17 protein-coding genes are annotated in these 22,174 nt (G+C 63.3%); 12 read left to right on the forward strand and 5 right to left on the reverse strand.

Going from position 1 to position 22,174, the window contains the following annotated elements:
* From RPE78_RS15710 to RPE78_RS15720, 3 genes are read right to left on the reverse strand one after another with little or no spacing between them, the layout of a single operon-like run.
* Nucleotides 1-933 carry a phosphoadenosine phosphosulfate reductase gene (locus RPE78_RS15710; protein ID WP_330647042.1) on the reverse strand — a complete coding sequence of 311 codons (933 nt, stop codon included), beginning with the start codon at nt 931-933 and terminating at the stop codon, nt 1-3.
* Nucleotides 930-1,883 (reverse strand): formylglycine-generating enzyme family protein, encoded by a 954-nt coding sequence (locus RPE78_RS15715; RefSeq protein WP_330647043.1) that lies wholly within the window; start codon nt 1,881-1,883, stop codon nt 930-932. Before RPE78_RS15715 ends, RPE78_RS15710 begins: the two co-directional genes overlap by 4 nt.
* Nucleotides 1,880-2,878, reverse strand: a complete 999-nt coding sequence (locus RPE78_RS15720; protein WP_330647044.1) for a hypothetical protein — start codon at nt 2,876-2,878, stop codon at nt 1,880-1,882. The genes RPE78_RS15715 and RPE78_RS15720 overlap by 4 nt, the downstream gene beginning before the upstream one ends.
* A gap of 138 nt (nt 2,879-3,016) precedes the next feature.
* Between RPE78_RS15720 and RPE78_RS15725 the strand changes: the two genes are divergently transcribed.
* The 12 genes from RPE78_RS15725 (at nt 3,017) to RPE78_RS15780 (ending at nt 20,490) form a co-directional block, all read left to right on the forward strand.
* Complete coding sequence (locus RPE78_RS15725) at nt 3,017-5,251, forward strand: hypothetical protein (RefSeq protein WP_330647045.1); 2,235 nt, start codon at nt 3,017-3,019, stop codon at nt 5,249-5,251.
* The gene (locus RPE78_RS15730; RefSeq protein WP_330647046.1) at nt 5,248-7,359 is read left to right on the forward strand and encodes a sulfatase-like hydrolase/transferase; all 2,112 of its coding nucleotides are present in this window, start codon (nt 5,248-5,250) and stop codon (nt 7,357-7,359) included. The genes RPE78_RS15725 and RPE78_RS15730 overlap by 4 nt, the downstream gene beginning before the upstream one ends.
* A 94-nt stretch (nt 7,360-7,453) precedes the next feature.
* Nucleotides 7,454-8,701, forward strand: coding sequence for a Zn-dependent hydrolase (locus RPE78_RS15735; protein ID WP_330647048.1), 1,248 nt, complete (start codon nt 7,454-7,456; stop codon nt 8,699-8,701).
* A gap of 180 nt (nt 8,702-8,881) precedes the next feature.
* Nucleotides 8,882-9,883 (forward strand): LysR family transcriptional regulator, encoded by a 1,002-nt coding sequence (locus RPE78_RS15740; protein WP_330647049.1) that lies wholly within the window; start codon nt 8,882-8,884, stop codon nt 9,881-9,883.
* Nucleotides 9,884-10,092: 209 nt separating this feature from the next.
* The gene (locus RPE78_RS15745) at nt 10,093-11,661 is read left to right on the forward strand and encodes an ABC transporter substrate-binding protein (protein ID WP_330647051.1); all 1,569 of its coding nucleotides are present in this window, start codon (nt 10,093-10,095) and stop codon (nt 11,659-11,661) included.
* Between the two features lie 76 nt (nt 11,662-11,737).
* Nucleotides 11,738-12,706: an ABC transporter permease gene (locus RPE78_RS15750; RefSeq protein WP_330647053.1), complete on the forward strand. Its 969-nt coding sequence runs from the start codon at nt 11,738-11,740 to the stop codon at nt 12,704-12,706.
* A gap of 10 nt (nt 12,707-12,716) precedes the next feature.
* Nucleotides 12,717-13,556 carry an ABC transporter permease gene (locus tag RPE78_RS15755; protein ID WP_330647055.1) on the forward strand — a complete coding sequence of 280 codons (840 nt, stop codon included), beginning with the start codon at nt 12,717-12,719 and terminating at the stop codon, nt 13,554-13,556.
* Complete coding sequence (locus RPE78_RS15760; protein WP_330647058.1) at nt 13,556-15,181, forward strand: ABC transporter ATP-binding protein; 1,626 nt, start codon at nt 13,556-13,558, stop codon at nt 15,179-15,181. The genes RPE78_RS15755 and RPE78_RS15760 overlap by 1 nt, the downstream gene beginning before the upstream one ends.
* A gap of 41 nt (nt 15,182-15,222) precedes the next feature.
* Nucleotides 15,223-16,605 carry an aspartate aminotransferase family protein gene (locus tag RPE78_RS15765; protein ID WP_330647060.1) on the forward strand — a complete coding sequence of 461 codons (1,383 nt, stop codon included), beginning with the start codon at nt 15,223-15,225 and terminating at the stop codon, nt 16,603-16,605.
* Nucleotides 16,606-16,608: 3 nt separating this feature from the next.
* Nucleotides 16,609-18,030 (forward strand): amidase, encoded by a 1,422-nt coding sequence (locus tag RPE78_RS15770; RefSeq protein WP_330647061.1) that lies wholly within the window; start codon nt 16,609-16,611, stop codon nt 18,028-18,030.
* A 49-nt stretch (nt 18,031-18,079) separates the two neighbouring features.
* On the forward strand, nt 18,080-19,144 hold the full coding sequence (locus tag RPE78_RS15775; protein ID WP_330647062.1) for a phosphotransferase: 1,065 nt from the start codon (nt 18,080-18,082) through the stop codon (nt 19,142-19,144).
* Nucleotides 19,141-20,490: an aspartate aminotransferase family protein gene (locus RPE78_RS15780; protein ID WP_330647063.1), complete on the forward strand. Its 1,350-nt coding sequence runs from the start codon at nt 19,141-19,143 to the stop codon at nt 20,488-20,490. The genes RPE78_RS15775 and RPE78_RS15780 overlap by 4 nt, the downstream gene beginning before the upstream one ends.
* 14 nt (nt 20,491-20,504) lie before the next feature.
* On the opposite strand, the gene RPE78_RS15785 is transcribed toward RPE78_RS15780, so the two are convergent.
* Together RPE78_RS15785 and RPE78_RS15790 are read right to left on the reverse strand one after the other, a co-directional pair.
* Entirely contained in the window at nt 20,505-21,341 is an 837-nt protein-coding gene (locus RPE78_RS15785; protein ID WP_330647064.1) for an ATP-binding cassette domain-containing protein, read from the reverse strand.
* Nucleotides 21,338-22,174: an ABC transporter ATP-binding protein gene (locus RPE78_RS15790; protein ID WP_330647065.1), complete on the reverse strand. Its 837-nt coding sequence runs from the start codon at nt 22,172-22,174 to the stop codon at nt 21,338-21,340. Before RPE78_RS15790 ends, RPE78_RS15785 begins: the two co-directional genes overlap by 4 nt.

Below are 22,174 nucleotides of genomic sequence, written 5' to 3' on the forward strand. Positions count from 1 at the left end.
TCAGAGGCCGGGCGGATGTCCGGTCCGGCCAAGCGCCTTTGCCGCGGCAAGGAAGTGGTTGAGAAAGACCGGCCGTTTGACGGGCAGGCTGTCGCGCAGCACGGCCTGCGTATACCCGTAGACCAGCCCTTGCCGGCGGCTTTGCAGCAGACGGGTCAACAGTGCCTTCTGGTACAGCGGCAACCGGCGGCGGGCGCGCAGATGGTGATAGACCTGCGCCTCGGTCAGGTCTTCGGCCACAAGGCCGCACACGATCGGTTTCAATACCGACATCTTGGTCAGCATGGTGGCCATATTATGGCCCAGATGGCGGCAGCGGATGGGGTGGATATTGGGGCCACGGAACAGCGCCGCATGCACGGCATCCTCACGCTCGAACGGGTCATGGAACAGCCAGACCGCCTTGGCGCAGGCCACCTGATCGGGTGCATAGCCGTAACGCCCGCTGAAATCCCGCCGCCACGCGCCCCTGAAGCGCGGCTCCCAGCCGCCGGTGATGTCGCGATCCAGCGTGGCCTGTGGCGAGAGCGCGATGACGATGGACCCCGGCACGGCAGAGGAAAAGGCGCAGGCGGCATAGCCTGCCATGGATGTGCCGTAAAACACCACCTTGCGGAATTTTGCGAAAAACCCGCTGTCGCGCAGCTCGTCGAAAAAGTCCAGCACCGCTTGCGCGCGATACCATGTCCAGCCATGCGCGCCGATCCCCAAGGCCGACCAGCCCTGCGCGGTAATGAACTTGACGCCCCAAGGCATACGGTCCTCGGGATGCTGGCGGGCATCATCGAGATTGTCGAAGGTCACCACCAATATGTCCCCGCCTTCGACGAAAAGCGCCTTATGTTCGGCATCGAGCTGGCGGAAAAACCCCTGATCGGCACCGATGTTATTCATGGCGGACGCCCATGCGTCTTTGGCCTGCGGGGATGTCATGATGTGGTCTCCGGATCGGCGGCAACGCGAAAACTGATATGGCCTGTGGAACTGTCGGGGGTGGTTCGGGTGCGCGAATGGGTGAAATACCGCTCGCAATAGGAGGCGTGGCACAGATGCGAGCCGCCCCGTATGACACGCTCCTCGCCGCTGGCTGGCCCCTTCGGATCAAGCAGCGGTGGCATCTGCGCATGGGGCAACGGGCCGAACCAGTCGGCGCACCAGTCCCATGCATTGCCCGTCATATCATAAAGCCCGAAACCATTGGGAGGATATTGCCCGACAGGGGCCAGACCGGCAAAGCCGTCCTCGGCCCTGTCTTCGGTGGGAAAGTGACCTTGCCAGACATTATGCCCGTGCCGTCCTTCGCGCAGCGCCTCCTCTCCCCAAGGATAGGCCTTGCGGGCCAGACCACCGCGCGCGGCGCATTCCCATTCGGCCTCGAAGGGCAGGCGCAGGCCGGTGAACTGGCAAAAAGCCTGCGCGTCCTCCCATGCCACATGCACCACCGGATGATCGGGACGGTCGCGCCAGTCCGAACCGGGCCCCTGTGGTGCCGCCCAGAACGCGCCCGGCACCGCGCGCCACCACGGAGCCTCTGCGGGGCCCTTGAACGGCGCGCCCTGTTCGGTGGCATACAGGTGGAAGACAAAGGACCAGCCCTCGCGCTCGGCCACTGTGACATAGCCACTCTCCGCGATGAAACGGGCGAAGTGCCGGTTGGTGACCTGCCGTGCGGCAAGGCGGAATGGCGACACCCGCACCTGTCGGGCAGGGCCGGAGAGGTCGGCGGCATATCGCGGGCTATAGGTGCCCATCTCGAACAGCCCGCCCGCAATCTCGCAGAGATCTTGCATCAGACTGGCGCGGAACGCGGCGGAGGCGTGCGGGGCCAGCGTGGCGGCGCGATGGCCGGTATGGCGGGTCAGTCCCGAACAGCAGCCGCTCATTTCGGGGCCTGTTCTATCCGGGCCCGTTCTATCCGGGGCTGTTCTATCCGGCGCTGTGCCAGAGCCGCGCGCTTGCGCGGCGGCAGGGCCTCCAGCGCGGCCTGTCGCGCCTTGACGAAAACGGGGCCTTTCTTCTCGCGCATGACCGCATCCGACCATGCCACGACCTTCGCGTGTTTTCCGGCCTTCTGCAGGCTGTGCAGCACAAGCTTCTTATAGGTCAAAGAGCTGTGCCGCGCGCGCAAAAGCCGCGCGATCCCGAGGCGGTCGGCATGTCCTTCGATGCAGGCCGAGACGATGGGCTTTAAAATTCCCATATCGCGCCAGACCGACAGCATCCCATGCCCCATAAAGGGGCATTTGACCTTTTCGACCTGCGGCCCGCGGAAAAGCGCGACATGGGCCGCATCGGCGGCGATGCGGCTGTCATAGAACATCCAGACCTTTTCTGCCGCACCGATCATATCCGGCGCAAAACCGTAAGGGCCCGAAAAATCATTGCGCCAAGCGGGACGGAAGCGCCGCTCCCAGGAGGCTTCACTGCGTGACAGGGTCGATTGCGGATTGATGGCCAGCACGGTTGCGCCGGGCGCTGCGGCGGAAAAGGCACAAGCCGCATAGCCGCCCATCGAGGTGCCGTAAAAGACCACCCGCCGGAACAGGGCAAAGAACCCGTCCTTTTTGAGCCGTTCGAAAAACGCCCAGACTGCGGGGTCGCGATACCATGTCGCGCCATGTGCCATCAGCCCCAAAGACGACCATCCCTGCGCCGAGATGAAATCCACCGCCCAAGGCAGGCGGTCCGTCTTCTGGCGCGTATCGTCGAGATTGTCGAACACGACGACCAGCGTATCGGCTTTCGGGCCGGTGGCGGGAATATAGATCGCCTTATGCAGGGGGCCTATATCCTCGAAAAAGCCGCTCTGCTCGGCCTGCGCCAATAGCGTTTGCCGCCATGCCTCGGCGCGGGCGGCTTTGTCGTTCTTGGCATCCATCGGGCTCTGTCCGCTGCTAGAAAGTCGCAATCACAGTATAAGCGTCAAGTTTTAACTTGGTAAATCTTGGAACCGAAGAAAAACTGTCGCTAGAATGCGCAAAACCGCTATTCATGACCGTTTCTTATAGAGCATCCAATGTCTGATACTGATTCCGAAGACCTCGCCGAGGATCATGCGCGCCTGCCCGAAAAACAGGCACCCGAAGAGATCCTGCCGGCATGGTATCGCGAAATCTATCCGGCGGGCGGTTGCGACGGTTTTTACGAGAAAATCGGAGATCATGCGCTGATCCATGTGGATCGTGGCCCCGAAACGCTGGTGGTGACCTTCGATAACCTGTCGGATGCGGGCTATAAGGGCTATGACATCCGCGCATGGGCCGAGAATTTCCTGCGTGACAGCGGTGTCAGCCATCTGGGCGTGGTGGCACAGGGGCCGACATGGTTTCGGGATGCGGCGCTGATTGCGCGGATGGAGGCTTTGGCCGCGCAAGGCTTTTTCCGCCGCTTCGAGCGCGTGGTCATGGCGGGCACCTCTATGGGCGGCTTTGGCGCGCTGGCCTTTGCCGATCTGGCACCGGGCTGTGATGTGCTGGCCTTCAGCCCGCAGACCACTCTGGCGGCTGGTCTTGTACCGTGGGAAACCCGCTTTGCCCCTGGTCGTGCGCAGGATTGGACGCTGTCGCGGTCGGATGCGGCGCGGACCCTTGCGGGCGTCAACCGCATCTGGCTGGTCTATGATCCGTTTCTTGCACCCGACCGCCAGCAGGCGCTACGCCTGCCGCAAGACAGGGTGATCGCGCTGAAAGCCTTCGGGCAGGGGCATAAGACCGCGCTGGTCCTGCGCCGGATGGAGCAGTTGAAAGCGGTGATGGGCGCGGCGATTGACGGCACATTGACGCCTGCGCTGTTCTACCGGCTGACGCGGGGGCGCAAGGATCTGTATCTCTATCGCAAGGTGATGGAAGGGCATTTGTCCGATCGTGGCCATGCCGCCCGTATCCCTGCCTTCCAGCGCGCCTTCCGCCTTCGGGCGCAAAGGACGCGCCCTGCCGGTTCCGTTCCGGAAACATCCGCGCCCGAGGCGCAAAAGGAAATTGTTATGCCCGATGCTTCCCGCCCACTCCACAATGGGCCCGCCCGCAAACCCCGCACCTTGGGCAATGTCTGGCAGCTGATCGATGACGGGCAGAGCCTGCGCTACCTGTCCGACCAATATCGCGGTCAGGTGATGGGGTTCGCGGAGCGTCACGGGGTGACCTTGGCGCAGACGCCTGATGTGGCTTTGGGGATGGCCTGCGTGGGGGGCTCGGCGGGGGTGCCGCGCCCCTTGCCCGAGCGTTTCGACTACCATATCCGCGATGAGGCCCTATCGCAGGACAGCGCGCCCTATGGCGCCACGGCGCAGGGCGTGGCCAGCCTGTCCTCGGCCCGCGCGCGCCATCATGCGCTGCGGAATGTGATTGCTCTGTCGCAGCCGCAGGCGGGGATCACGGCGGCGGAATCCCTGCCCGAGGCGGCGATCTACCAGAGGCTGTTCCAGCGTATCGCACAGGCGAAAGAGGCTCTGGCCCCTTGGGGGAAGTCGCTGTTTATCGACCGGATCTCGCTGGATCTTCTGGCGGGGGCGCCCGATATGCTGGAGCTGGAGGCTCAGGCCCATTACAGTGAGGTGATCCAATGGCTCAGGCCGCAGGTGGCAAGGGCTGCGGGGCAGTCCAGCCTGCCGCATGTGACCCTGTGCCAGAAGGCTGGCAGCCGCACCGATGGCACCTCCGAGGTGATCCTGGCCGAGGGGCGGCTGGAGATTTACGAACCCGCCTTGGGGATCATTGTGGCAAGCCCCAGCTATATGCTGCGCCTGATGCCCGAGACGGTGGCGACGATCCTGCCCGAAGACCGGCTCTGGCTGGATGAACTTGAGGCCTGCGCCATCGAGACCGTGCAGAATGGTGGCAAATGGCACTGTCCCAGCCTGCGGCAGGTGCTGGTGAATGGCGTGCGTATCTTTGCGGAATTTGCCACCCTCGGGCCGCTGGAATTTGACGAAACCCAGCCGCATCATGGCTTTACGCTATCGGGCTGTGATAATGGCGCGCAGATCACTGCGATCGGGCTGGGGCCGCATCGCGCAGGCGGGCAGTTTGTGGTGCTTGACTGCGACCGCGTGCCAACAGGCCCCGCGCTGCATCTGGATTATGCCTTTGGCCAAAGCCTGCCGCCCGCAGGTGATGACCGCCCCGCCAATCGCGGCGCGCTGCGTGAGGTCTGGTCGCGCCCGAGCCTGCTGCAAGAAGGTCGCCATCTGCACCGCTATGCGCTGTCCTCGCGGCTGCCGGTGATGCCCAGCAATCTGCAGGTGACCCCATGAGCCGCCCCAATATCCTCTTTATCAGCCTTGATGACGCCTTCGCCTATTGGCGCTTTCGCGATGTCTTCGGTGTCAGGCTGCAGACCCCCAATCTGGACCGGATCTGCGCCCAAGGCACGGCCTTCCACCAGGCCTATTGTCAGGTGCCAGTCTGCGGGCCGTCGCGGGCCAGCTTCCTCTCGGGGCTTGCCCCGCATCAGACCGGTATCTTCGACAATTACAGCGAGATCTTCGAACTTCTGCGCCCCGACCAGATGTGGTCCTATCGGCTGAAGGCGGCGGGCTATTATTGCGCAACCGCCGGCAAGCTGCATCACGGCTATATCCCGCGCCCGCCCGAAATCCACGAGGCGCTTTATTCGCATGAGGCCCATCCCTGTCTCTTTGGTCCGCGCTCCTCGGCACCCTCCAAGGATTACGGCGGCGGCGGGCGCGGCATTGGCACCACCGACACGCGAGATGACAGCCGCTATTATGACCATTTCTCCTCGCAGGATGCAGTGGAGTTTCTCACCAGCTACCAAGGCCCCGCGCCCTTCTACCGCGAGGCCGGTTTCCATAACCCCCATCCGCCCTTCAAAACGCCCGCGCGCTTCAAGGAGATGTATGACGAGGACGCTTTCACCATGCCCGAAGGCTGGGAGGCACCCGATGATGCGTTTGCCAGACGGTCCTTCCCGCCCAATCTGGACCTGAAAAATGACCGCTTCTGGCGCAAGACCGTGCGCAATTACTTCTCGGCCTATAGCCATGCGGATTACCATATCGGGCGGGTCTGGGATGCGCTTCAGGCGTCTGGACATGCGGGCAATACCATCACCATCATCGGGGCCGATCATGGCTATCACATGGGCGACAAAGGGCGTTTCCGCAAATATACGCTGTGGGAAGAAGCCGCAGGGGTGCCGCTGATCATCCATGACCCGCGGCAGGCTCCGCAGGTGGTGGAAGACCCTGTGGCGATGCTGGATGTGGGGCCGACGGTGCTGGATTATGCGGGGCTTGCGCCGATGCGCGGCGCGGCGGGGCGGTCTTTGCGCCCGCAGGTCGAGGGCGCGCAGGTCGAGGGCCGTGCCGTGCCCAGCTTCTGGTTCGGCTCGGCGGCGATCAGGCAGGGCGATCACCGCTATATCGCCTATCAGGACGGCAGCGACAGGCTGTATGACCTGCGGACGGACCCGTGGCAGATGACGGATCTGGCCGATGATCCGGCGCGTGCGCGCCTGCGCGAGACGCTGGAAGATACCTGCCGCGACTACGGGCTGAGCATGGGGGCAAGCGAGGCGCCTGCACTTTATACTTCTGTCCCCGAGGGCGGCAAACCGCCTGCCACACCGCCCACGAACGGGGTGATCTCCTTCGAGGCGCCGGACCCCGCGACCCCCGCCCATCCGGGATGGCGGCGTTATTTCATCCGCCCGCGCGAGGATATGGAGCTTACTCTACCCGAGGCCTATCGCGAGCTATATTACGCGGGCGATATCGGGGATGGGGCCGAGACCCTGACGGTGAATTGTAACGACCTTGGCTGCCATCTGGATTTTGTCGGCGGGCATAAGCGCTTTCATCTGGTGGTGCGCGGCGGGCGCGGCGACGACCGGATCGAGACCGCGCATGAAACCCTGCATCTGACGCTTCTGGCAGGGCGCAACAGGGTCGAGGCGGGCTTCAGTGACACCGAGATCCACGGCGGCTCGGGCCATGATGCGATCGACTGCCAGCGCGGCGGGAATGTTATTTATGGCGGCTCGGGCAGCCTTGAGGTCACCTGTGGCTCGGGCCATGACGTGATCCATACGGCGGCGGTGGCCACGCAGATCACGGGCGGCACAGGCCGTGCCGAGATCCACCTGAACGCGGGCCGCACCCATGTCACCCTGCCCGAAGGCCAGACGCCCGAGCAGACGGTTTTCCATGTCAAACGGACCGGATTGCCGCAGCGCATCACGGGCTATGCGGGCGGGCGGATCGACCTGTCGGATTGGGCGGGGGGCTACCGGCTGCAGGCAGAGGGGCCGGATGTGCGGCTAAGCTCTGCCACCGAAAGCCTGCTGTTTGACGCCACCACGGTGGAGCTGGTGCAGGCAGGGATCGACCGCACCCCATAGGCCCGCGTGATAGGCCCCATCGCGCGTCTTGATTGGCGCGCGCGTGCGTCCCGTGCTTCCCTTGTGGCAGCAGAACAGGATCGGGAGCGCGAGGATGGAACCACGACACGGGCAGGGCCTTATCGATCAGGAGCGGCTGTGGTCCGATCTGATGACGCTGGGGGCGATTGGCGGCACGCCCGCAGGCGGGTCGATGCGCGGCGCATTAAGCCCTGCCGACCGCGAGGGGCGGGCGCTGTTTTCCCATTGGGCGATTGAGGCGGGGCTGAGCCTGCGGGCCGACCGGATCGGCAATCTCTTCGCGCGGCGCGAGGGGCGCGATCCGCAGGCGGCCCCTGTGATGATCGGCAGTCATCTGGATACCCAACTGCCGGGTGGGCGCTTTGACGGGGTGTTGGGGGTGCTGGCAGGGCTTGCGGTCTGCCGCGCGCTGGATCGGGCCGGCATTGTCACCCGCCGTCCCATCGAGGTGGTGGATTGGACCAATGAGGAAGGCGCGCGTTTCCAGCCCGGGGTGATGGGGTCGGCCGTTTATACCGGTGCGCTGGATCTGGACGAGGCGCTGGCGCGTCAGGACCCGCAGGGGATCAGCGTCGCGCAGGCCCTCCACCAGACGGGCACGGCAGGCACGGCACCTGTACCGGGCCGTATACCGCACAGCTATCTTGAGCTGCATATTGAACAGGGGCCCGAGCTTGACACGCGGGGCAAGACCATCGGTATGGTCACGACCTCTTCGGCCATGTGCTCGGGTTATGCCACGATCCGTGGCGCCAATGGCCATACGCAGACGCTGGCCATGTCCAGACGGCGGAACGCCTTGGCGGGGGCGGCCCGTCTGGTGCTGGCCATCGAAGAGATCGGGGCGGGGCTTGAGCCTGCGGGGATGGTCAGTGCCTCGGTGCTGGAGAACTGGCCCAATAACCGCGTCAATATTCCCCATCTCAGCACGCTGTCATGGGCGGTCGTGGGCTTTGATCCGGCCCTGCGAAACGCCGCCGTGGCCCGTATCGAGGCCGCCGCCGCCGACATCGCGCGCGAGACGGGGCTGGAGATCGAGATCGACCATCGCCATTACCGCGAGCCCTGCCACTTTGACGATGCCCTGATCGCGCGGGGGATGGCGCGGGCGGCGGCGCGTGGATTGCCGGCCATGACCCTGCCCACGCTGACCGCGCATGATGCGCTCAGCTTTACCGCGCTCTGCCCGACCGCGTTGATCTTCGTGCCCTGCAAGGACGGCGTCTCGCATAGCGAGGCCGAATGGTGCCGCCCCGAAGATGCGGCCAGAGGGGCCGAGATCTTGCTCGATCTTGCCTGCGAGGCGGCAGACGCCCCTTAAGCCCGTCGCAAGGCATTCCAAGGCGCCCGCTGCCTTATCCTTGGGCAAAGCCGTCTTTATGGCGGGCTTGCCTTCGGGTTGTGGGCGGTGTTCTCTTGACCGCAGGCACGGGCTGGGGCGCCTTTGATCTGTCTGGAAACCCTCCTCGGGGCGCGGGGAGGGTGCATAAAGGGGAACGGCATGAAGGATATCGGCTTTTCGCATCTGGACTGGAACCTGCTGCGCAGCTTCGTGACCATCGCGCAATCCAGCTCGATCACCGATGCGGCGCAGCGGTTGTGCCTGACGCAACCGGCGGTGTCGGGCTGCCTTAAGCGGCTGGAAGAACAGGTGGGCTACCGGCTGATCGAGCGATCTTCGACCATGTTCGAACTGACCGAGGCCGGACGGCGACTTCTGCACGAAGCGATCGATATTACGGCTGCGGTCTCGCGCCTGCCCGCCTCGCTGGGCGAGGCCGAGAAAGTGCTGACCGGCGAGGCCACGATCGTGCTGGCCTCGCATGTGGAAAGCCCCGAATTCGATGCCGCTCTTGCCTGTTTCCACCAGCGTCATCCGCAAGTCGGGCTGACCCTCAAGGTCGAAGCCTCGCGCGAGGGCTTGGCGATGGTGGCGGCCAAACGCGCCGATATGGCGGTCTGTGTGGTGGGCGATAGCAATCTGCAACTGGAGTATACGCTGCTCTTCCAAGAGCATTTCGGGCTTTACTGCGGCCCGAGCCATCCGCTGTTCGGGCGCGAGGATCTGTCGGTCAGCGACCTGAACGGCTTTGCCTCGGTGGGGTATCTGGCCGAAAGCAGCAACCGTGCGCTGCATGAGCTGACCGCTTTGCGCCAGCGCTGCGGGCTGAAGCCCGATCTGGTGGGCCGCTCGCATAATCTCGAAGAGATCAAGCGGATGATCATTGCCGGTTTCGGCATCGGTCCTTTGCCCGTGCATGTGGTCGAACGCGATTGTGCGGCCGGCAGGCTCTGGCGTCTGCCCCCCTTCGAGGGCACCCCGCAGGCGGGCGTCTATGTCGTGACCCAGCCCGCCGCATTGCGCACCCGCATTGCCGACGAGCTGCATCGTGTGTTTAGCGAACAGGTCGCCGCGCACCCGCCCGAAAGCCGCATTTACGGCGGCGCAGACCCCGCGCCGGAGCAGGGACGGGGCGCGCGCCCGCGCCCTCTGGCTGTATAGCGCAGACTGATAGGGTGGATCGGGCAATATAATTCGACAACGCCTGCCCCCCGTCGCAAGCTTTGTTTCGGGATGTGACCAGCGCTTTCCAAGGGCGATCCGGAAATATTCCCTTCGGGTGTGCAGGCTGTTTTCGCCACAGCCGCCCCCGATATGACCCGATGATAAAGGCCGGATCACACGGCCGATCCAACAGGAAGGTCCAAACCATGATGTCTACAACTTCGCTCCGTCAGGGGGCGTTGGCGCTTTCGCTTTGTCTGGGCGCAACGACCGTATTCGCCCAAGAGACCCCCGTCGAGGGCGGGCGCCTCGATCTTGTCGTCCAGCCCGAACCGCCGAGCCTCATGATCGGCATCACCACCAATGGCCCCAGCCTTCTGGTGGCGGGGTCGATCTACGAGGGCTTGCTGAAATATGACAGCAACCTCGAACCGATGCCCTCGCTGGCCGAAAGCTGGGAGGTCTCGGATGATGCGATGACCTATACCTTCCATCTGCGCAAGGGCGTGAAATTCTCCGATGGCGAGCCCTTCAGCGCCAAGGATGTGATGTTCACCTTCACCAAATTCCTGACCGAGACCAACCCGAAATGGCGCGAGGTGATGCGCCATGTCGAGACGCTGGAATCGCCCGATGACAATACGGTCGTCTTCAAGCTGAAAGCCCCCTATGGGCCGTTCATCCGCTCGTTCAGCTATACCGTGTCCCCGATCATTCCGGCCCATCTTTACGAGGGCACGGATTTCGCGAAAAACCCCAATAACGACAAGCCCGTGGGCACCGGTCCCTTCGAACTGAAGGAATGGAAGAAGGGCGCCTATATCGATCTGGTGAAAAATCCCGATTACTGGGCCGAGGGCAAGCCGCATCTGGACGAAGTCGTCTATCACGTCGTCCCCGATGCCGCCTCGCGCGCCACCGCCTTTGAAACCCGCACCGTCTCGGTTCTGCCCGGCGGCTCGGTCGAAAACTTCGACATCCCGCGTCTGGCCAAGGAAGAGGGCGTCTGCGTCACCGAGAAGGGCTGGGAATATAACAGCCCGCTGTCCTTCCTGTGGCTGAACAACCGCACCGCCCCGATGGATAATGTGAAGTTCCGTCAGGCGGTGATGTATGCGCTGAACCGCCCGCTGATGCAGAAGGTCGTCTGGAACGGCTACGGCAAGGTGGCGACCGGTCCGATCACCTCGACCATCCCCTTCTATGACAAGGTCGATCCGCAATATGATTATGACCCGAAAAAGGCCAAGGAACTCCTGAAGGAGATCGGCTATGACGGCAAACCGCTGCGCCTGCTGCCGCTGCCCTATGGCGAGACGTGGCAACGCTGGGCCGAGGTGGTCAAGCAGAACCTTGCCGCCGTGGGTATTCCGGTCGAGATCGAATCCACCGATGTGGCGGGCTGGAACCAGAAGACCGCACAATGGGATTATGACATCGCCTTCACCTATCTCTACCAGAACGGCGATCCGGCCCTTGGTGTGGCGCGGAACTATATCTCCAGCCAGATCGTGAAGGGCAATCCCTTCGCCAATGTCGAGGGCTATTCCAACCCCGAGATCGACCAGATGTTCGACGAGGCGGCTGTGGCCGCAACCGATGCCGAACGTCAGGCGCTCTACACCAAGATCCAGACCCAGCTGCAGGAAGATGTACCGGTGGCATGGCTGCAGGAACTCAGCTTCCCCGCGCTTTACGACTGCAAGGTGCATGATCTGATCAGCACTGCAAACGGGATCGGTAACTCGCTGGGCGAGGCCTGGATCGAGAAGTAATCCCTATGTTCTGCCATGATTTGTCCGGGCGCGATGCGCGTGCCCGGACCTTCCCCGACCAAAACGAGCCCCCCTCATGCTACGTTTCCTGATCGGGCGCGTGGTGAAGATCGTGATTATCCTCTTCGCCATTACCGTCCTGAATTTCTGTCTGATCCATATGGCCCCCGGCGATCCCGCGCTGGTGATGGCGGGCGAGGCCGGTGACGCCGACCCGCAGTTCATCGAAGACCTGCGCCGCCAGTTCGGGCTGGACCAGCCGTTCTATATCCAGCTCTGGACCTATCTGTCGCATTTCGCGCAGGGCGATCTGGGCTATTCCTACCGCCAGCAGGCCCCTGTTCTGTCGCTGATCCTCGAGCGCCTTCCGGCCACGCTGATCCTGTCGATCTCGGCCTTTGTGATCTCGCTGGGCTTGGGCGTTGTGGCGGGTGTCGTCGCGGCTGCGCGTCAGGGCCGCTGGTCTGATAGCGTGATCTCGACCGTCGCGCTTCTGTTCTATGCCACGCCCCTGTTCTGGATGGCGCTGATGGCGGTCTTGCTGTTTTCCGTGACCTTCGGCTGGTTTCCGGCCTTCGGCTATGAAACCGCCGCCTCCAGCTATACCGGCCTTGCCCGCGCTTGGGATATCGCCCAGCATCTGGTGCTGCCTGCGGTGACACTGGGGCTGTTCTTCATGGCCACCTATGTGCGCATCACCCGCGCCTCCATGCTGGAAGTCAACCGGCTGGACTTTGTGAAAACCGCCCGCGCCAAGGGGTTGAAGCCCAGCGTGATCCAGCGCCGCCATGTGCTGCGCAATGCGATCCTGCCGGTGGTGACGCTGGCCGGTCTGCATGCGGGCCAGCTTGTCGGCGGCGCCGTGCTGATCGAGACGGTCTTTGCATGGCCCGGCATCGGACGGCTGATGTTCGAGGCGCTACAAAGCCGCGATTACAACCTGCTTCTGGGGGTATTCACCGTCTCGGCAGCGCTTGTGTTGCTGTTCAACCTGTTCACCGACCTGCTGTACCGCGTGGTCGATCCCCGTATCCGTCTGGCATAAGGAGAGAAAGATGAAAGAGTTCTGGAAAGCCTATGCCGCAAATCGCGGTGCGGTCGTCGGGCTGATCATTCTGGCCGTGGTGCTGCTTGGGTCGATCACCGCGCCCTTCTTTTTCCCCACCTCGCCTTGGGATATGGTGAATATGCCCTTCGTGGCGCCCTTTCAGGACGAGATGACGCCCCTTGGCACCGACACCCTGGGCCGTGATATCGCCGCAGGGCTGGCACATGGGGCCTATGTCTCGCTGTTGGTGGGGGTGATCTCGACGGTCGTCAGCCTCGCCATCGGCATCCCGATCGGGGCGCTTGCGGGCTATTTCGGCGGCTGGGTGGATGATGTTCTGTCGCGCATCACCGAGTTCTTCCAGGTGATCCCCTCCTTTGCCTTTGCCGTGGTGCTGGTGGCGATCTTCGAGCCCTCGCTGTGGTCGATCATCACCGCCATCGCCCTTGTCAGCTGGCCGCCCGTGGCGCGTCTTTTGCGCGGCGAGGTCATGGCCCTGCGCCACCGCGAATTCATCGAGGCCGCGCAGCTTTCGGGGCAATCGGGGCTGACCATCATCCGCCGCCAGATCCTGCCCAATACGATCTCGCCGGTGATCGTGCTGGCCTCGATGATGGTGGCCACCGCCATCCTGACCGAATCCGCGTTGGATTTCATGGGCTTGGGCGATCCGAACGTCATGAGCTGGGGCTATATCATCGGCGCGGGCCGCACGGTTCTGGCGCAGGCATGGTGGGTCAGCTTCTTCCCCGGCGTGGCGATCCTGCTGACGGTTCTGGCCTTCAACCTGATCGGCGAGGGGCTGAACGATGCCCTCAACCCGCGTCTTGCGAAAAGGAGAGCGTGATGCGCGATGCAACCATGACCAAACCTGCCGTCCGTATCGAGGGGCTGAAGATCGCACTTCCCGAAGGGGCCGACCGTCTCTATGCCGTAGACCGCGTGAGTTTCGACCTCTGGCCCGGCAAGATCCTTTGCGTGGTGGGCGAAAGCGGCTCGGGCAAGTCGATGTCGGCCAATGCGCTGATGGGGCTGTTGCCCGAGGGGCTGATGGTCAATGATGGCCGGATCCGGCTGGGCGAGGAAGATCTGGTGGGGCTGTCAGATGCCCAGATGCGTGCCCTGCGCGGCAAGCGCGTAGCGATGATTTTCCAAGAACCCATGTCGGCGCTGAACCCGCTGATGCGGATCGAGGATCAGATCGCCGAGGTCTTCGAGGCCCATGGGCTCTTGCGCCCCGCCGAACGCCGCGCCCGAGCGTTGGACCTGCTGACCGAGGTGGGGCTGCCCGACCCCAAACGCGCAGCGAGGGCCTATCCGCACCAGCTGTCGGGCGGGCAGCGCCAGCGGGTGGTGATCGCCATGGCGCTGGCCTTGGAACCCGAGGTTCTGGTGGCCGATGAGCCCACCACCGCACTGGATGTGACCACTCAGGCGCAGATCCTCGAACTTATCCGCAACCTCCAGCAAAGCCGCAATATGGCGGTGATGTTCATCACCCATGACTTTGGCGTGGTGGCCGAAATTGCCGATTATGTGACGGTGATGAAACTGGGCCGTGTGGTCGAGGAAGGCCCCGCCGAGCGCGTGCTGCATCACCCCGAGCACCCTTATACCATCGGGCTGATCGACGCGATCCCGAAGCTGCGCGCAGGCCGTGCAGCCGCGCCTACGCGCCCGCCCCTGATGCAGGTGGAAGGCGCCTGTAAAACCTACCGCACAGGCGGCGGCATGTTCCGCAAGGCGCGTGTAGTCGAGGCGGTGAAGGATATCACCGTGACCATCGGGCGCGGCGAAACCCTTGGGATTGTTGGTGAATCCGGTTCGGGAAAATCCTCTTTCGGGCGGTGTCTTGTGAAGCTGCAGGATTTGGATGCGGGGCGCATGCTGCTGGACGGGCAGGATATGACCCATGCCACAGGCCCCGCGTTGCAGGATCTGCGCGCCCGTGTGCAGATGATCTTCCAGGACCCGTTCTCCTCGCTCAACCCGCGTATCCGCGTGGGTCAGGCGATTGCCGATGGCCCCATCGCCCATGGCACGCCGCCCAAACAGGCGATGGCCGAGGCCGAGGCGCTGCTGGCCCGTGTCGGCCTTCCCGGATCGGCCAAACGCTTCCCGCATGAGTTCTCGGGCGGGCAGCGCCAGCGGATCGGGATTGCCCGTGCGCTTGCGCTGAAACCCGAGATTATCGTGGCCGATGAGGCGGTCTCGGCGCTGGATGTGTCCATTCAGGCGCAGGTGCTGGAACTGCTGGAAGAACTCAAACGCGAGCTTGGCCTCAGCCTTGTGTTCATCACCCATGATCTGCGTGTCGCCGCCCAGATCTGTGATAGGGTGATGGTCATGCAAAAGGGCGCTTGCGTCGAAATCGGGCCGGGGGCGCAGGTGTTTGACGCACCGAAACACCCCTATACCCGCTCTTTGATCGAAGCCATTCCCGGCAAGGACTGGGATCTGGCCTTCAGCTGAAATCATATGGCGCCAAGGCGCCGAAACCAAGGACGACGAAGATGTCTCAATCGAAAACCATTGCGCCCAATTCCATCGAAGCGCGCGATATTGCCTATCAGTTCCACCCCTCGGTCGATCTGCGCCGCTATGAGGAAGAGGGCGGTCTGATCATCGACCGCGGCGAGGGCATCTATGTCTTCGACCAAGCGGGCAAGCGCTATATCGAGGGGCTTGCGGGTCTGTGGTCGGTGGCCGTGGGCTTCAATGAAAAGCGTCTGGCCGATGTGGCCTATGCGCAGATGCAGAAACTGCCCTATTATCACAGCTTCAACTACAAGGCGCATGGCCCTTCGGTCGATCTGGCCGAGAAGCTGGTACAGATCTCGCCCGAGCATCTGACCAAGGTGCATTTCACCTCGTCGGGGTCCGAGGCCAATGATCTCGTGGTGAAGATGATCTGGTATCGTTCGAATGCGCTGGGTCTGCCGGATAAGAAGAAGATCATCGGCCGCGTGAAGGGCTATCACGGGGTGACGATTGCGGCGGGATCGGTCACCGGTATTCCGGCAAACCACGGCAGCTTCGATCTGCCGCTTGACCGGATGATCCACACGCTGACGCCCGATTACCCGCGCGACCATCTGGAAGGCGAGACCGAAGAGCAATTCTCCGCCCGTATGGCCGAGGCGCTGGAAGAGCTGATCCTGCGTGAAGGCCCCGAGACGATTGCCGCGATGTTCGGCGAGCCGGTGATGGGCGCGGGCGGTGTCATCGTGCCGCCCAAGGGCTATTGGGAGGCCATTCAGGCCGTTTTGCGCAAATATGACATTCTTCTGGTGGCTGATGAGGTCATTTGCGGCTTTGGCCGGACAGGCAAGATGTTTGCCTGTGAGGTCTATGGCATCAAGCCCGATGTGATGGTGACCTCGAAACAGATTTCCTCGTCCTATATGCCGCTGTCGGCGATCCTGATGAGCGATGATTTCTACAACCCCATCGCCGATGAAAGCCACCGTCTGGGGGTGTTTGCGCATGGCTATACCGCCTCGGGCCACCCTGTGGCCACCGCTGTGGGGCTTGAGAATATCAAGATCATCGAAGAGCGTGATCTGGTGGGCAATGCCGCCCGTCTGGAAGCCCAGTTCCTCTCGGGGCTGAGGGGGCTGGAAAGCCATCCGATGGCGCTGTGGTCGCGGGGCGTCGGGCTGATTGGCGCGCTTGAGATCAAGGGCACCGCCAAAGTGGGCGAGATGGGTCAGCTGGCGCAGGCCTGCCTGCTGGAAGAGGGGCTGATCGTGCGTGCGATTGGCGATGCGATCTGCCTCTGCCCGCCGCTGGTTATCACCGCCGAGCAGGTGGACGAGATGATCGCCGCCATCGGGCGGGCGCTGGATGCGCTGGCCGAAACCGATCTGGCACGCAGCGTTCTTGAGGAGGCGTAAGCAATGGACGTGATCGACAAGACCGATCTGGGCGAGATGAGCGCCACCGAACTGACCCGCGCCTATGCGGCCAAAGAGGCTTCGCCCGTCGAGGCGGTGCAGGCCTCGCTTGACCGCATCGCGAAATTCGATGGTGCGGTCAATGCTTTCGTCTATGTGGTGGCCGAAGAGGCGCTGGCCGAGGCGCGCGCCTCCGAGGCTCGCTGGGCCAAGGGCGCGCCGCTTTCGCCCATCGACGGGGTGCCTGCCACCATCAAGGAACTGACCCGCGTGAAGGGCATCCCCTTCCGCAAGGGCTCGGTTCTGGGCGAGAAAGAGCCATCGCCCACCGATCTGGAAATCGTCACCAAGCTGCGTCAGGCCGGCACGCCGATCTTGGGCACCACCGCCTCGCCGGAATTTGGCTGGAAGGGTCTGACCCATGGGCCGGAGGGCGGCAATACGCTCAACCCTTGGAATACCGCGCGCGCCTCGGGCGGGTCTTCGGGCGGGGCGGCTGTGGCGGCGGCACTGAATATGGGCGTGCTGCATGAAGGCTCGGACGGGGCGGGCTCGATCCGTATTCCGTCCTCCTTCTGCGGGGTCTTCGGGATCAAGCCGACCTTCGGCTGGGTGCCCTCGACCGCGCCCACGGGGCTGTTTGAACTGGCGCATCGTGGTCCGCTGACCCGTACCGTCGAAGACAGCGGGCTGTTCCTCAATGCGGTGGCAGGCCCTTCGGTGAATGCGCTTTATGGCCGCTCGCCCAAGGAGGTGACCGATTTCGCGGCCGCCAGCCGCCGCTCGATCAAGGGGATGCGTATCGCCTATGCCCGTACGCTGGATGGTGCGCCCGTGGCCCCTGCGGTGGCCGAAGCCGTGGACCGTGCGGCTAAGGCTCTGGCCGATCTGGGCGCGATTGTCGAAGAGGCCGATCCCGGTTTTGCAAGCCCGCAGCAGGCGCTCCTGGATCTGTGGTATGCAGCTCAGGCTTGGGCGGTCGAGCAGGTCAACCCGACGCCTGAACAGATTGCCAAGATGGACCCCGGTTTCGTGTCGATCACCGAGCAGGGGCGGCTTCTGAGCGCGCGCGACTTTATCGCCGCCGATCAGATCCGCGCCCAGCTGAAGGTGACCATGGCCAAGTTCCATGAGCGCTATGACGCGCTGATGCTGCCCACCATGCCGCTGACCGCCTTTGAGGCAGGCGTCGATGTGCCGACCGGTTCCGGCATGACCGAATGGACGGATTGGTCGCCCTTCACCTATCCGTTCAATATGACCGAACAGCCTGCCGTCTCGGTGAACTGCGGCTTTGATGCGGATGGCCTGCCGATCGGTCTGCAATTCGTGGGCCGCTGGTTCGAAGACGAGGTGGTTCTGGCGCTGGCGGCGGCCTATCAGGCGGCTCATCCGACGCCATTTGTGGATGCTCCGCGCAGCTGATAGCCTCTGGCCTGTCCCGAAACGGGGCGGGCCACAGCCGGAGAGTGACATGACAGACCTGAAGGACGCGCTTGCCTTTGCAGGGCAGGGCGGTTTGGCCACCCGTTTCACCCGTATCGGCCCCGAAGAGGCGGCAGCCCTGTGCCAGCAGACCTATGGTATTTCGGGCAGGGTGAAGCGGCTTGAGACCGAAAAGGACGACACCTATCTGATCAGCGCGCCGGACGCCCGCTATATCCTGAAGATCGCCAATCCCGATGAAGCGCAAGCCGAGCTGGATCTGCAGAATGCGGTGCTTGACCATCTGGCCGTGCATTTCGCCCGCCCCGCGCCGCGGCTGATCCGTGCGATCTCGGGCGAGGGGATGCTACGCGAGCCTGCCTCGGGGCGGTTCTACCGGCTGCTCAGTTTCGTCGAAGGCACGCCTCTGGATATGATGGACCTTGCGCCCGAGACCCTGCCCGAGATCGGGCGGGTGTTGGGCGAATTGCGGCTGGCTTTGGCGGGGTTTACCCATCCGGCGCAAAACCGCGAGCTGGTCTGGGATGTGCAGCATGTGATGCGCCTGCGGCCCTTGCTGGCCGAGGTCAGCCTGCCCCCCGAGCATCACGCGCTTGCGGGCGAAGCCTTCGCGCGGTTGGCCGAGGTGGCGCATCGTATTCCGCGGCTCGCGCGTCAGGTGGTGCATAATGACTTCTACGCCTCGAATATCGTGGCCGATCCCGAAACGGGCCGCCTGACGGGGGTCATCGATTTCGGCGATGTGGTGGAATCGGCGGTGGCGATTGATCTGGCGGTGGCGCTGATGGGGCAAATCCTGACCGATTTCACCCCCGATCAGGATATCTTCGCCCCCGCCTATCCGGTGCTTGCGGGCTATCTGGAGGTTGCGCCCATCGCCAAAACAGACCTCGCCATGGTGCCCCATATGGTCATGGCGCGGGTTCTGGTGCGGGCGGTGATGACCCAATATCGCGCGGCCCTCATGCCCGAGAACGCCCCCTATATCCTACGCAAGGCCGCGCCCAGCTGGGCGCAGCTTCAATGGTTTCTGGCGCGCCCGACCGCTGAGGTCGAGGATATCCTGCGTGCCCCCCTCCGGAGTTTCTCATGAATACAGATACCCTCGACAAACCCGTCATCGGTATGGTCAACGGGTTCGATCCCTCGAAGGCGGCAAATCTTGACCCCGCGCTGGCAGACCGCATCGACCGCCGCACCCGCCTGCTGGGCCCTGCCTATCGGCTGTTCTATCAAGAGCCCCTGACGGTTGACCGCGGCGAGGGCGCCTATCTTTATGCCCCTGATGGCCGCGATTATCTGGACGCCTATAACAATGTGGTCTCGCTGGGCCATGCCCACCCCCGCGTGGTCGAGGCGGTCTCGGCGCAGATGGGCAAGCTTTGCACCCATACCCGCTATGTGCAGGACGGCATCCTTGATCTGGCCGAGGAAATGCTACCGACATTCGGCGGGCAGATCGCGGAAAACGGCCATATGATGTTCACCTGCACGGGGTCGGAGGCCAATGATCTGGCCACCCGTATCGCCATGCATAAGACCGGCAAGCGCGGGGTGATCATCACCTCCGAGGCCTATCACGGCACCTCGCATCTGACGGCGGGCTATTCGCCCTCTCTGGGCGCGAAATCGCCCTTGGGCACATGGGTGCGCCGCGTCTCCGCCCCCGATAGCTACCGCCGTGATGTGGCCACTCTGGGCGCGCAAATGGCCGCCGAGGTCAAAGCCCGGATCGAGGATCTGGAGCGCCATGGCGACGGCATCGCCTGTTTTATCGCCGACAGCCTGTTTTCCTCCGATGGTATCTATTCCGATCCGAAGGGCCTCTTGGCGCCGGTGGCCGAGGTGGTGCGCGCGCATGGCGGCATCATGATCGCCGATGAGGTGCAATCGGGCTTTGGCCGCTCGGGCGAGGCGATGTGGGGCTATCAGCGTCTGGGCATCGACCCCGAGATCGTCACCATGGGCAAACCGATGGGCAATGGCTTTCCGGTGGCGGGGATCGCGGTCCGCCATGATGTGGTCGCACCCTTCGGGCAGGATCTGCGCTATTTCAACACTTTCGGCGGCAATACGGTGGCGATTGCGGCGGCGCGCGCGGTGTTCGACACAATCCGCGAGGATAACCTGCTGGCCAATGCCGTGCGTATGGGCGATGCCATCCGCGACGGCCTGCGCAGCCTGAAGGACGAACGTATCGGCGATGTGCGGGGTGTGGGCCTCTATGTGGCCTGCGAGTTCGTGACCGACCATACCACCAAGACCCATGATGCCGCGATAGCCACCGCCTGTGTCAATCTGATGCGCAAGAAAGGCGTGCTGATTTCCTCAACAGGGCCGGGGGCGAATATCCTGAAAATCCGCCCGCCGCTGATCTTTGATGCCTCCCATGTGGACCGGCTCCTCAGCACGGTTGAAGCCGCGCTGAAGGAGATCTGATCAAACTGGTTTAATCACACGGGCGCGCGGGCCTTCCTGCGCGCCACCCGCGCGCGGATCGCGGCCAAATCAGTCACCGGCGTCGCTGCGAAAAGCTGGCGGGTATAGGGGTGCTGCGGGTCGGCGAAGATCTGGTCGCGCGAGGCCTGCTCGACCGCCTCGCCCTTGTTCATCACCATCACCTCATCGGCGATATAGCGCACGACTGACAGGTCATGGCTGATGAAGACATAGGTCAGGCCCAGCTCCTCCTGCAGGTCCGACAGAAGGTTCAAAACCTGCGCCTGCACCGAAAGATCCAGCGCCGAAACCGCCTCATCGAGCACCAACAGCTCGGGGTTCAGCATCAAGGCCCGCGCAATCGCGATCCGCTGGCGCTGCCCGCCCGAGAACATATGCGGATAGCGGTTGAAATGCGCGGCCTGCAGCCCGACCTTCTCCAGCATTGCCTCGGCCTTCTCGCGCCGTTCCTTGCCGCTGTCTTTGGTGTTCAGCAAAAGCGGCTCGGTCAGGCAATCGCCGACTTTCTGGCGCGGGTTCAAAGACCCATAGGGGTTCTGGAACACCATCTGCACCATAGAGCGCAACCTGTGGTCAGGCTTTCGCTTCGAGATATCGACAGCCTGACCGCCAATCTCAAGGCTGCCGCCCGATTGCGCATCGATCAAAGCGATGATCCGCGCGAGTGTCGATTTGCCCGAACCACTCTCGCCCACGATGGCCAGCGTCTTGCCCTTCTCAACGGCGAAATCAACACCTTTCACGGCGCGCACGGTCTTCGCGCGGCCAAGAAGACCGCCCGACACATGGTAATCCTGCGTCAGGCCGCGCCCTTGAACGACTGTGCTCATGCACCTTCCTCCGTGTAATAGTCCGAGACCGTGGGCAGGCGGTCGCCCGTGGCAAGCTCCGGCAGAGCCGACAAAAGCGCTTTCGTGTAAGGATGCTGCGGGGCTTCGAACAGCGTTAGCACATCGGCCTCCTCCATTTTACGCCCCTTATATTGCACCACGACGCGGTCGGCGGTTTCGGCCACCACGCCCATGTCATGGGTGATCAATATCAGCCCCATCCCATGCGCCTCCTGCAGATCCATCAATAGATCAAGGATCTGCTTCTGGATCGTCACATCCAGCGCCGTGGTCGGCTCATCGGCGATCAGCAGTTTCGGGCCGGTGGCGATCGCCATTGCGATCATCACCCGTTGGCACTGCCCGCCCGACATCTGATGCGGATAGGCGTCGATCTTGGTCGCGGGCTCAGGGATGCCCACCTGCTCGAACAGATGGATCGCCTCGGCACGGGCAGCGGCTCTGCCCAGACCCTTGTTGAGACGCAGCACCTCCTCGATCTGGAAGCCCACCGTGAAGGCAGGGTTGAGCGAGGCGATGGGTTCCTGGAAGATCATCGTGATCTCGCGCCCGATCAGGCGGCGGCGTTCGGCCTTTGACATGCGCAAGAGATCGCGCCCGTCATAGGTCATTTCATCGGCGGTGACGGTGGCGGTGTCGGGCAAAAGCCCCATCACCGCCAGCATCGAGACCGATTTGCCCGAGCCAGATTCGCCCACGATGGCCAGCACCTCGCCTGCATCGACGAATGTGTCGATCCCGTCCACCGCCTTGAAGGGGCCGGAAGAGGTGGCGAAGCTGACCGTCAGGTTCTTGATCTTCAGAAGGGCCAT

This window comes from Thioclava litoralis (genome assembly GCF_045278885.1).
Classification (GTDB): Bacteria; Pseudomonadota; Alphaproteobacteria; order Rhodobacterales; family Rhodobacteraceae; genus Thioclava; species Thioclava litoralis.

Bases quoted from the DNA above. Each gene is read 5' to 3' on its own strand.
- RPE78_RS15735 (WP_330647048.1), top strand. From the start codon at position 7,454: ATGGAACCACGACACGGGCAGGGCCTTATCGATCAGGAGCGGCTGTGG.
- RPE78_RS15790 (WP_330647065.1), bottom strand. From the start codon at position 22,174: ATGGCCCTTCTGAAGATCAAGAACCTGACGGTCAGCTTCGCCACCTCT.
- RPE78_RS15715 (WP_330647043.1), bottom strand. From the start codon at position 1,883: ATGAGCGGCTGCTGTTCGGGACTGACCCGCCATACCGGCCATCGCGCC.
- RPE78_RS15780 (WP_330647063.1), top strand. From the start codon at position 19,141: ATGAATACAGATACCCTCGACAAACCCGTCATCGGTATGGTCAACGGG.
- RPE78_RS15760 (WP_330647058.1), top strand. From the start codon at position 13,556: ATGCGCGATGCAACCATGACCAAACCTGCCGTCCGTATCGAGGGGCTG.
- RPE78_RS15745 (WP_330647051.1), top strand. From the start codon at position 10,093: ATGATGTCTACAACTTCGCTCCGTCAGGGGGCGTTGGCGCTTTCGCTT.
- RPE78_RS15730 (WP_330647046.1), top strand. From the start codon at position 5,248: ATGAGCCGCCCCAATATCCTCTTTATCAGCCTTGATGACGCCTTCGCC.
- RPE78_RS15740 (WP_330647049.1), top strand. From the start codon at position 8,882: ATGAAGGATATCGGCTTTTCGCATCTGGACTGGAACCTGCTGCGCAGC.
- RPE78_RS15785 (WP_330647064.1), bottom strand. From the start codon at position 21,341: ATGAGCACAGTCGTTCAAGGGCGCGGCCTGACGCAGGATTACCATGTG.
- RPE78_RS15775 (WP_330647062.1), top strand. From the start codon at position 18,080: ATGACAGACCTGAAGGACGCGCTTGCCTTTGCAGGGCAGGGCGGTTTG.
- RPE78_RS15755 (WP_330647055.1), top strand. From the start codon at position 12,717: ATGAAAGAGTTCTGGAAAGCCTATGCCGCAAATCGCGGTGCGGTCGTC.
- RPE78_RS15770 (WP_330647061.1), top strand. From the start codon at position 16,609: ATGGACGTGATCGACAAGACCGATCTGGGCGAGATGAGCGCCACCGAA.
- RPE78_RS15710 (WP_330647042.1), bottom strand. From the start codon at position 933: ATGACATCCCCGCAGGCCAAAGACGCATGGGCGTCCGCCATGAATAAC.
- RPE78_RS15720 (WP_330647044.1), bottom strand. From the start codon at position 2,878: ATGGATGCCAAGAACGACAAAGCCGCCCGCGCCGAGGCATGGCGGCAA.
- RPE78_RS15725 (WP_330647045.1), top strand. From the start codon at position 3,017: ATGTCTGATACTGATTCCGAAGACCTCGCCGAGGATCATGCGCGCCTG.
- RPE78_RS15750 (WP_330647053.1), top strand. From the start codon at position 11,738: ATGCTACGTTTCCTGATCGGGCGCGTGGTGAAGATCGTGATTATCCTC.
- RPE78_RS15765 (WP_330647060.1), top strand. From the start codon at position 15,223: ATGTCTCAATCGAAAACCATTGCGCCCAATTCCATCGAAGCGCGCGAT.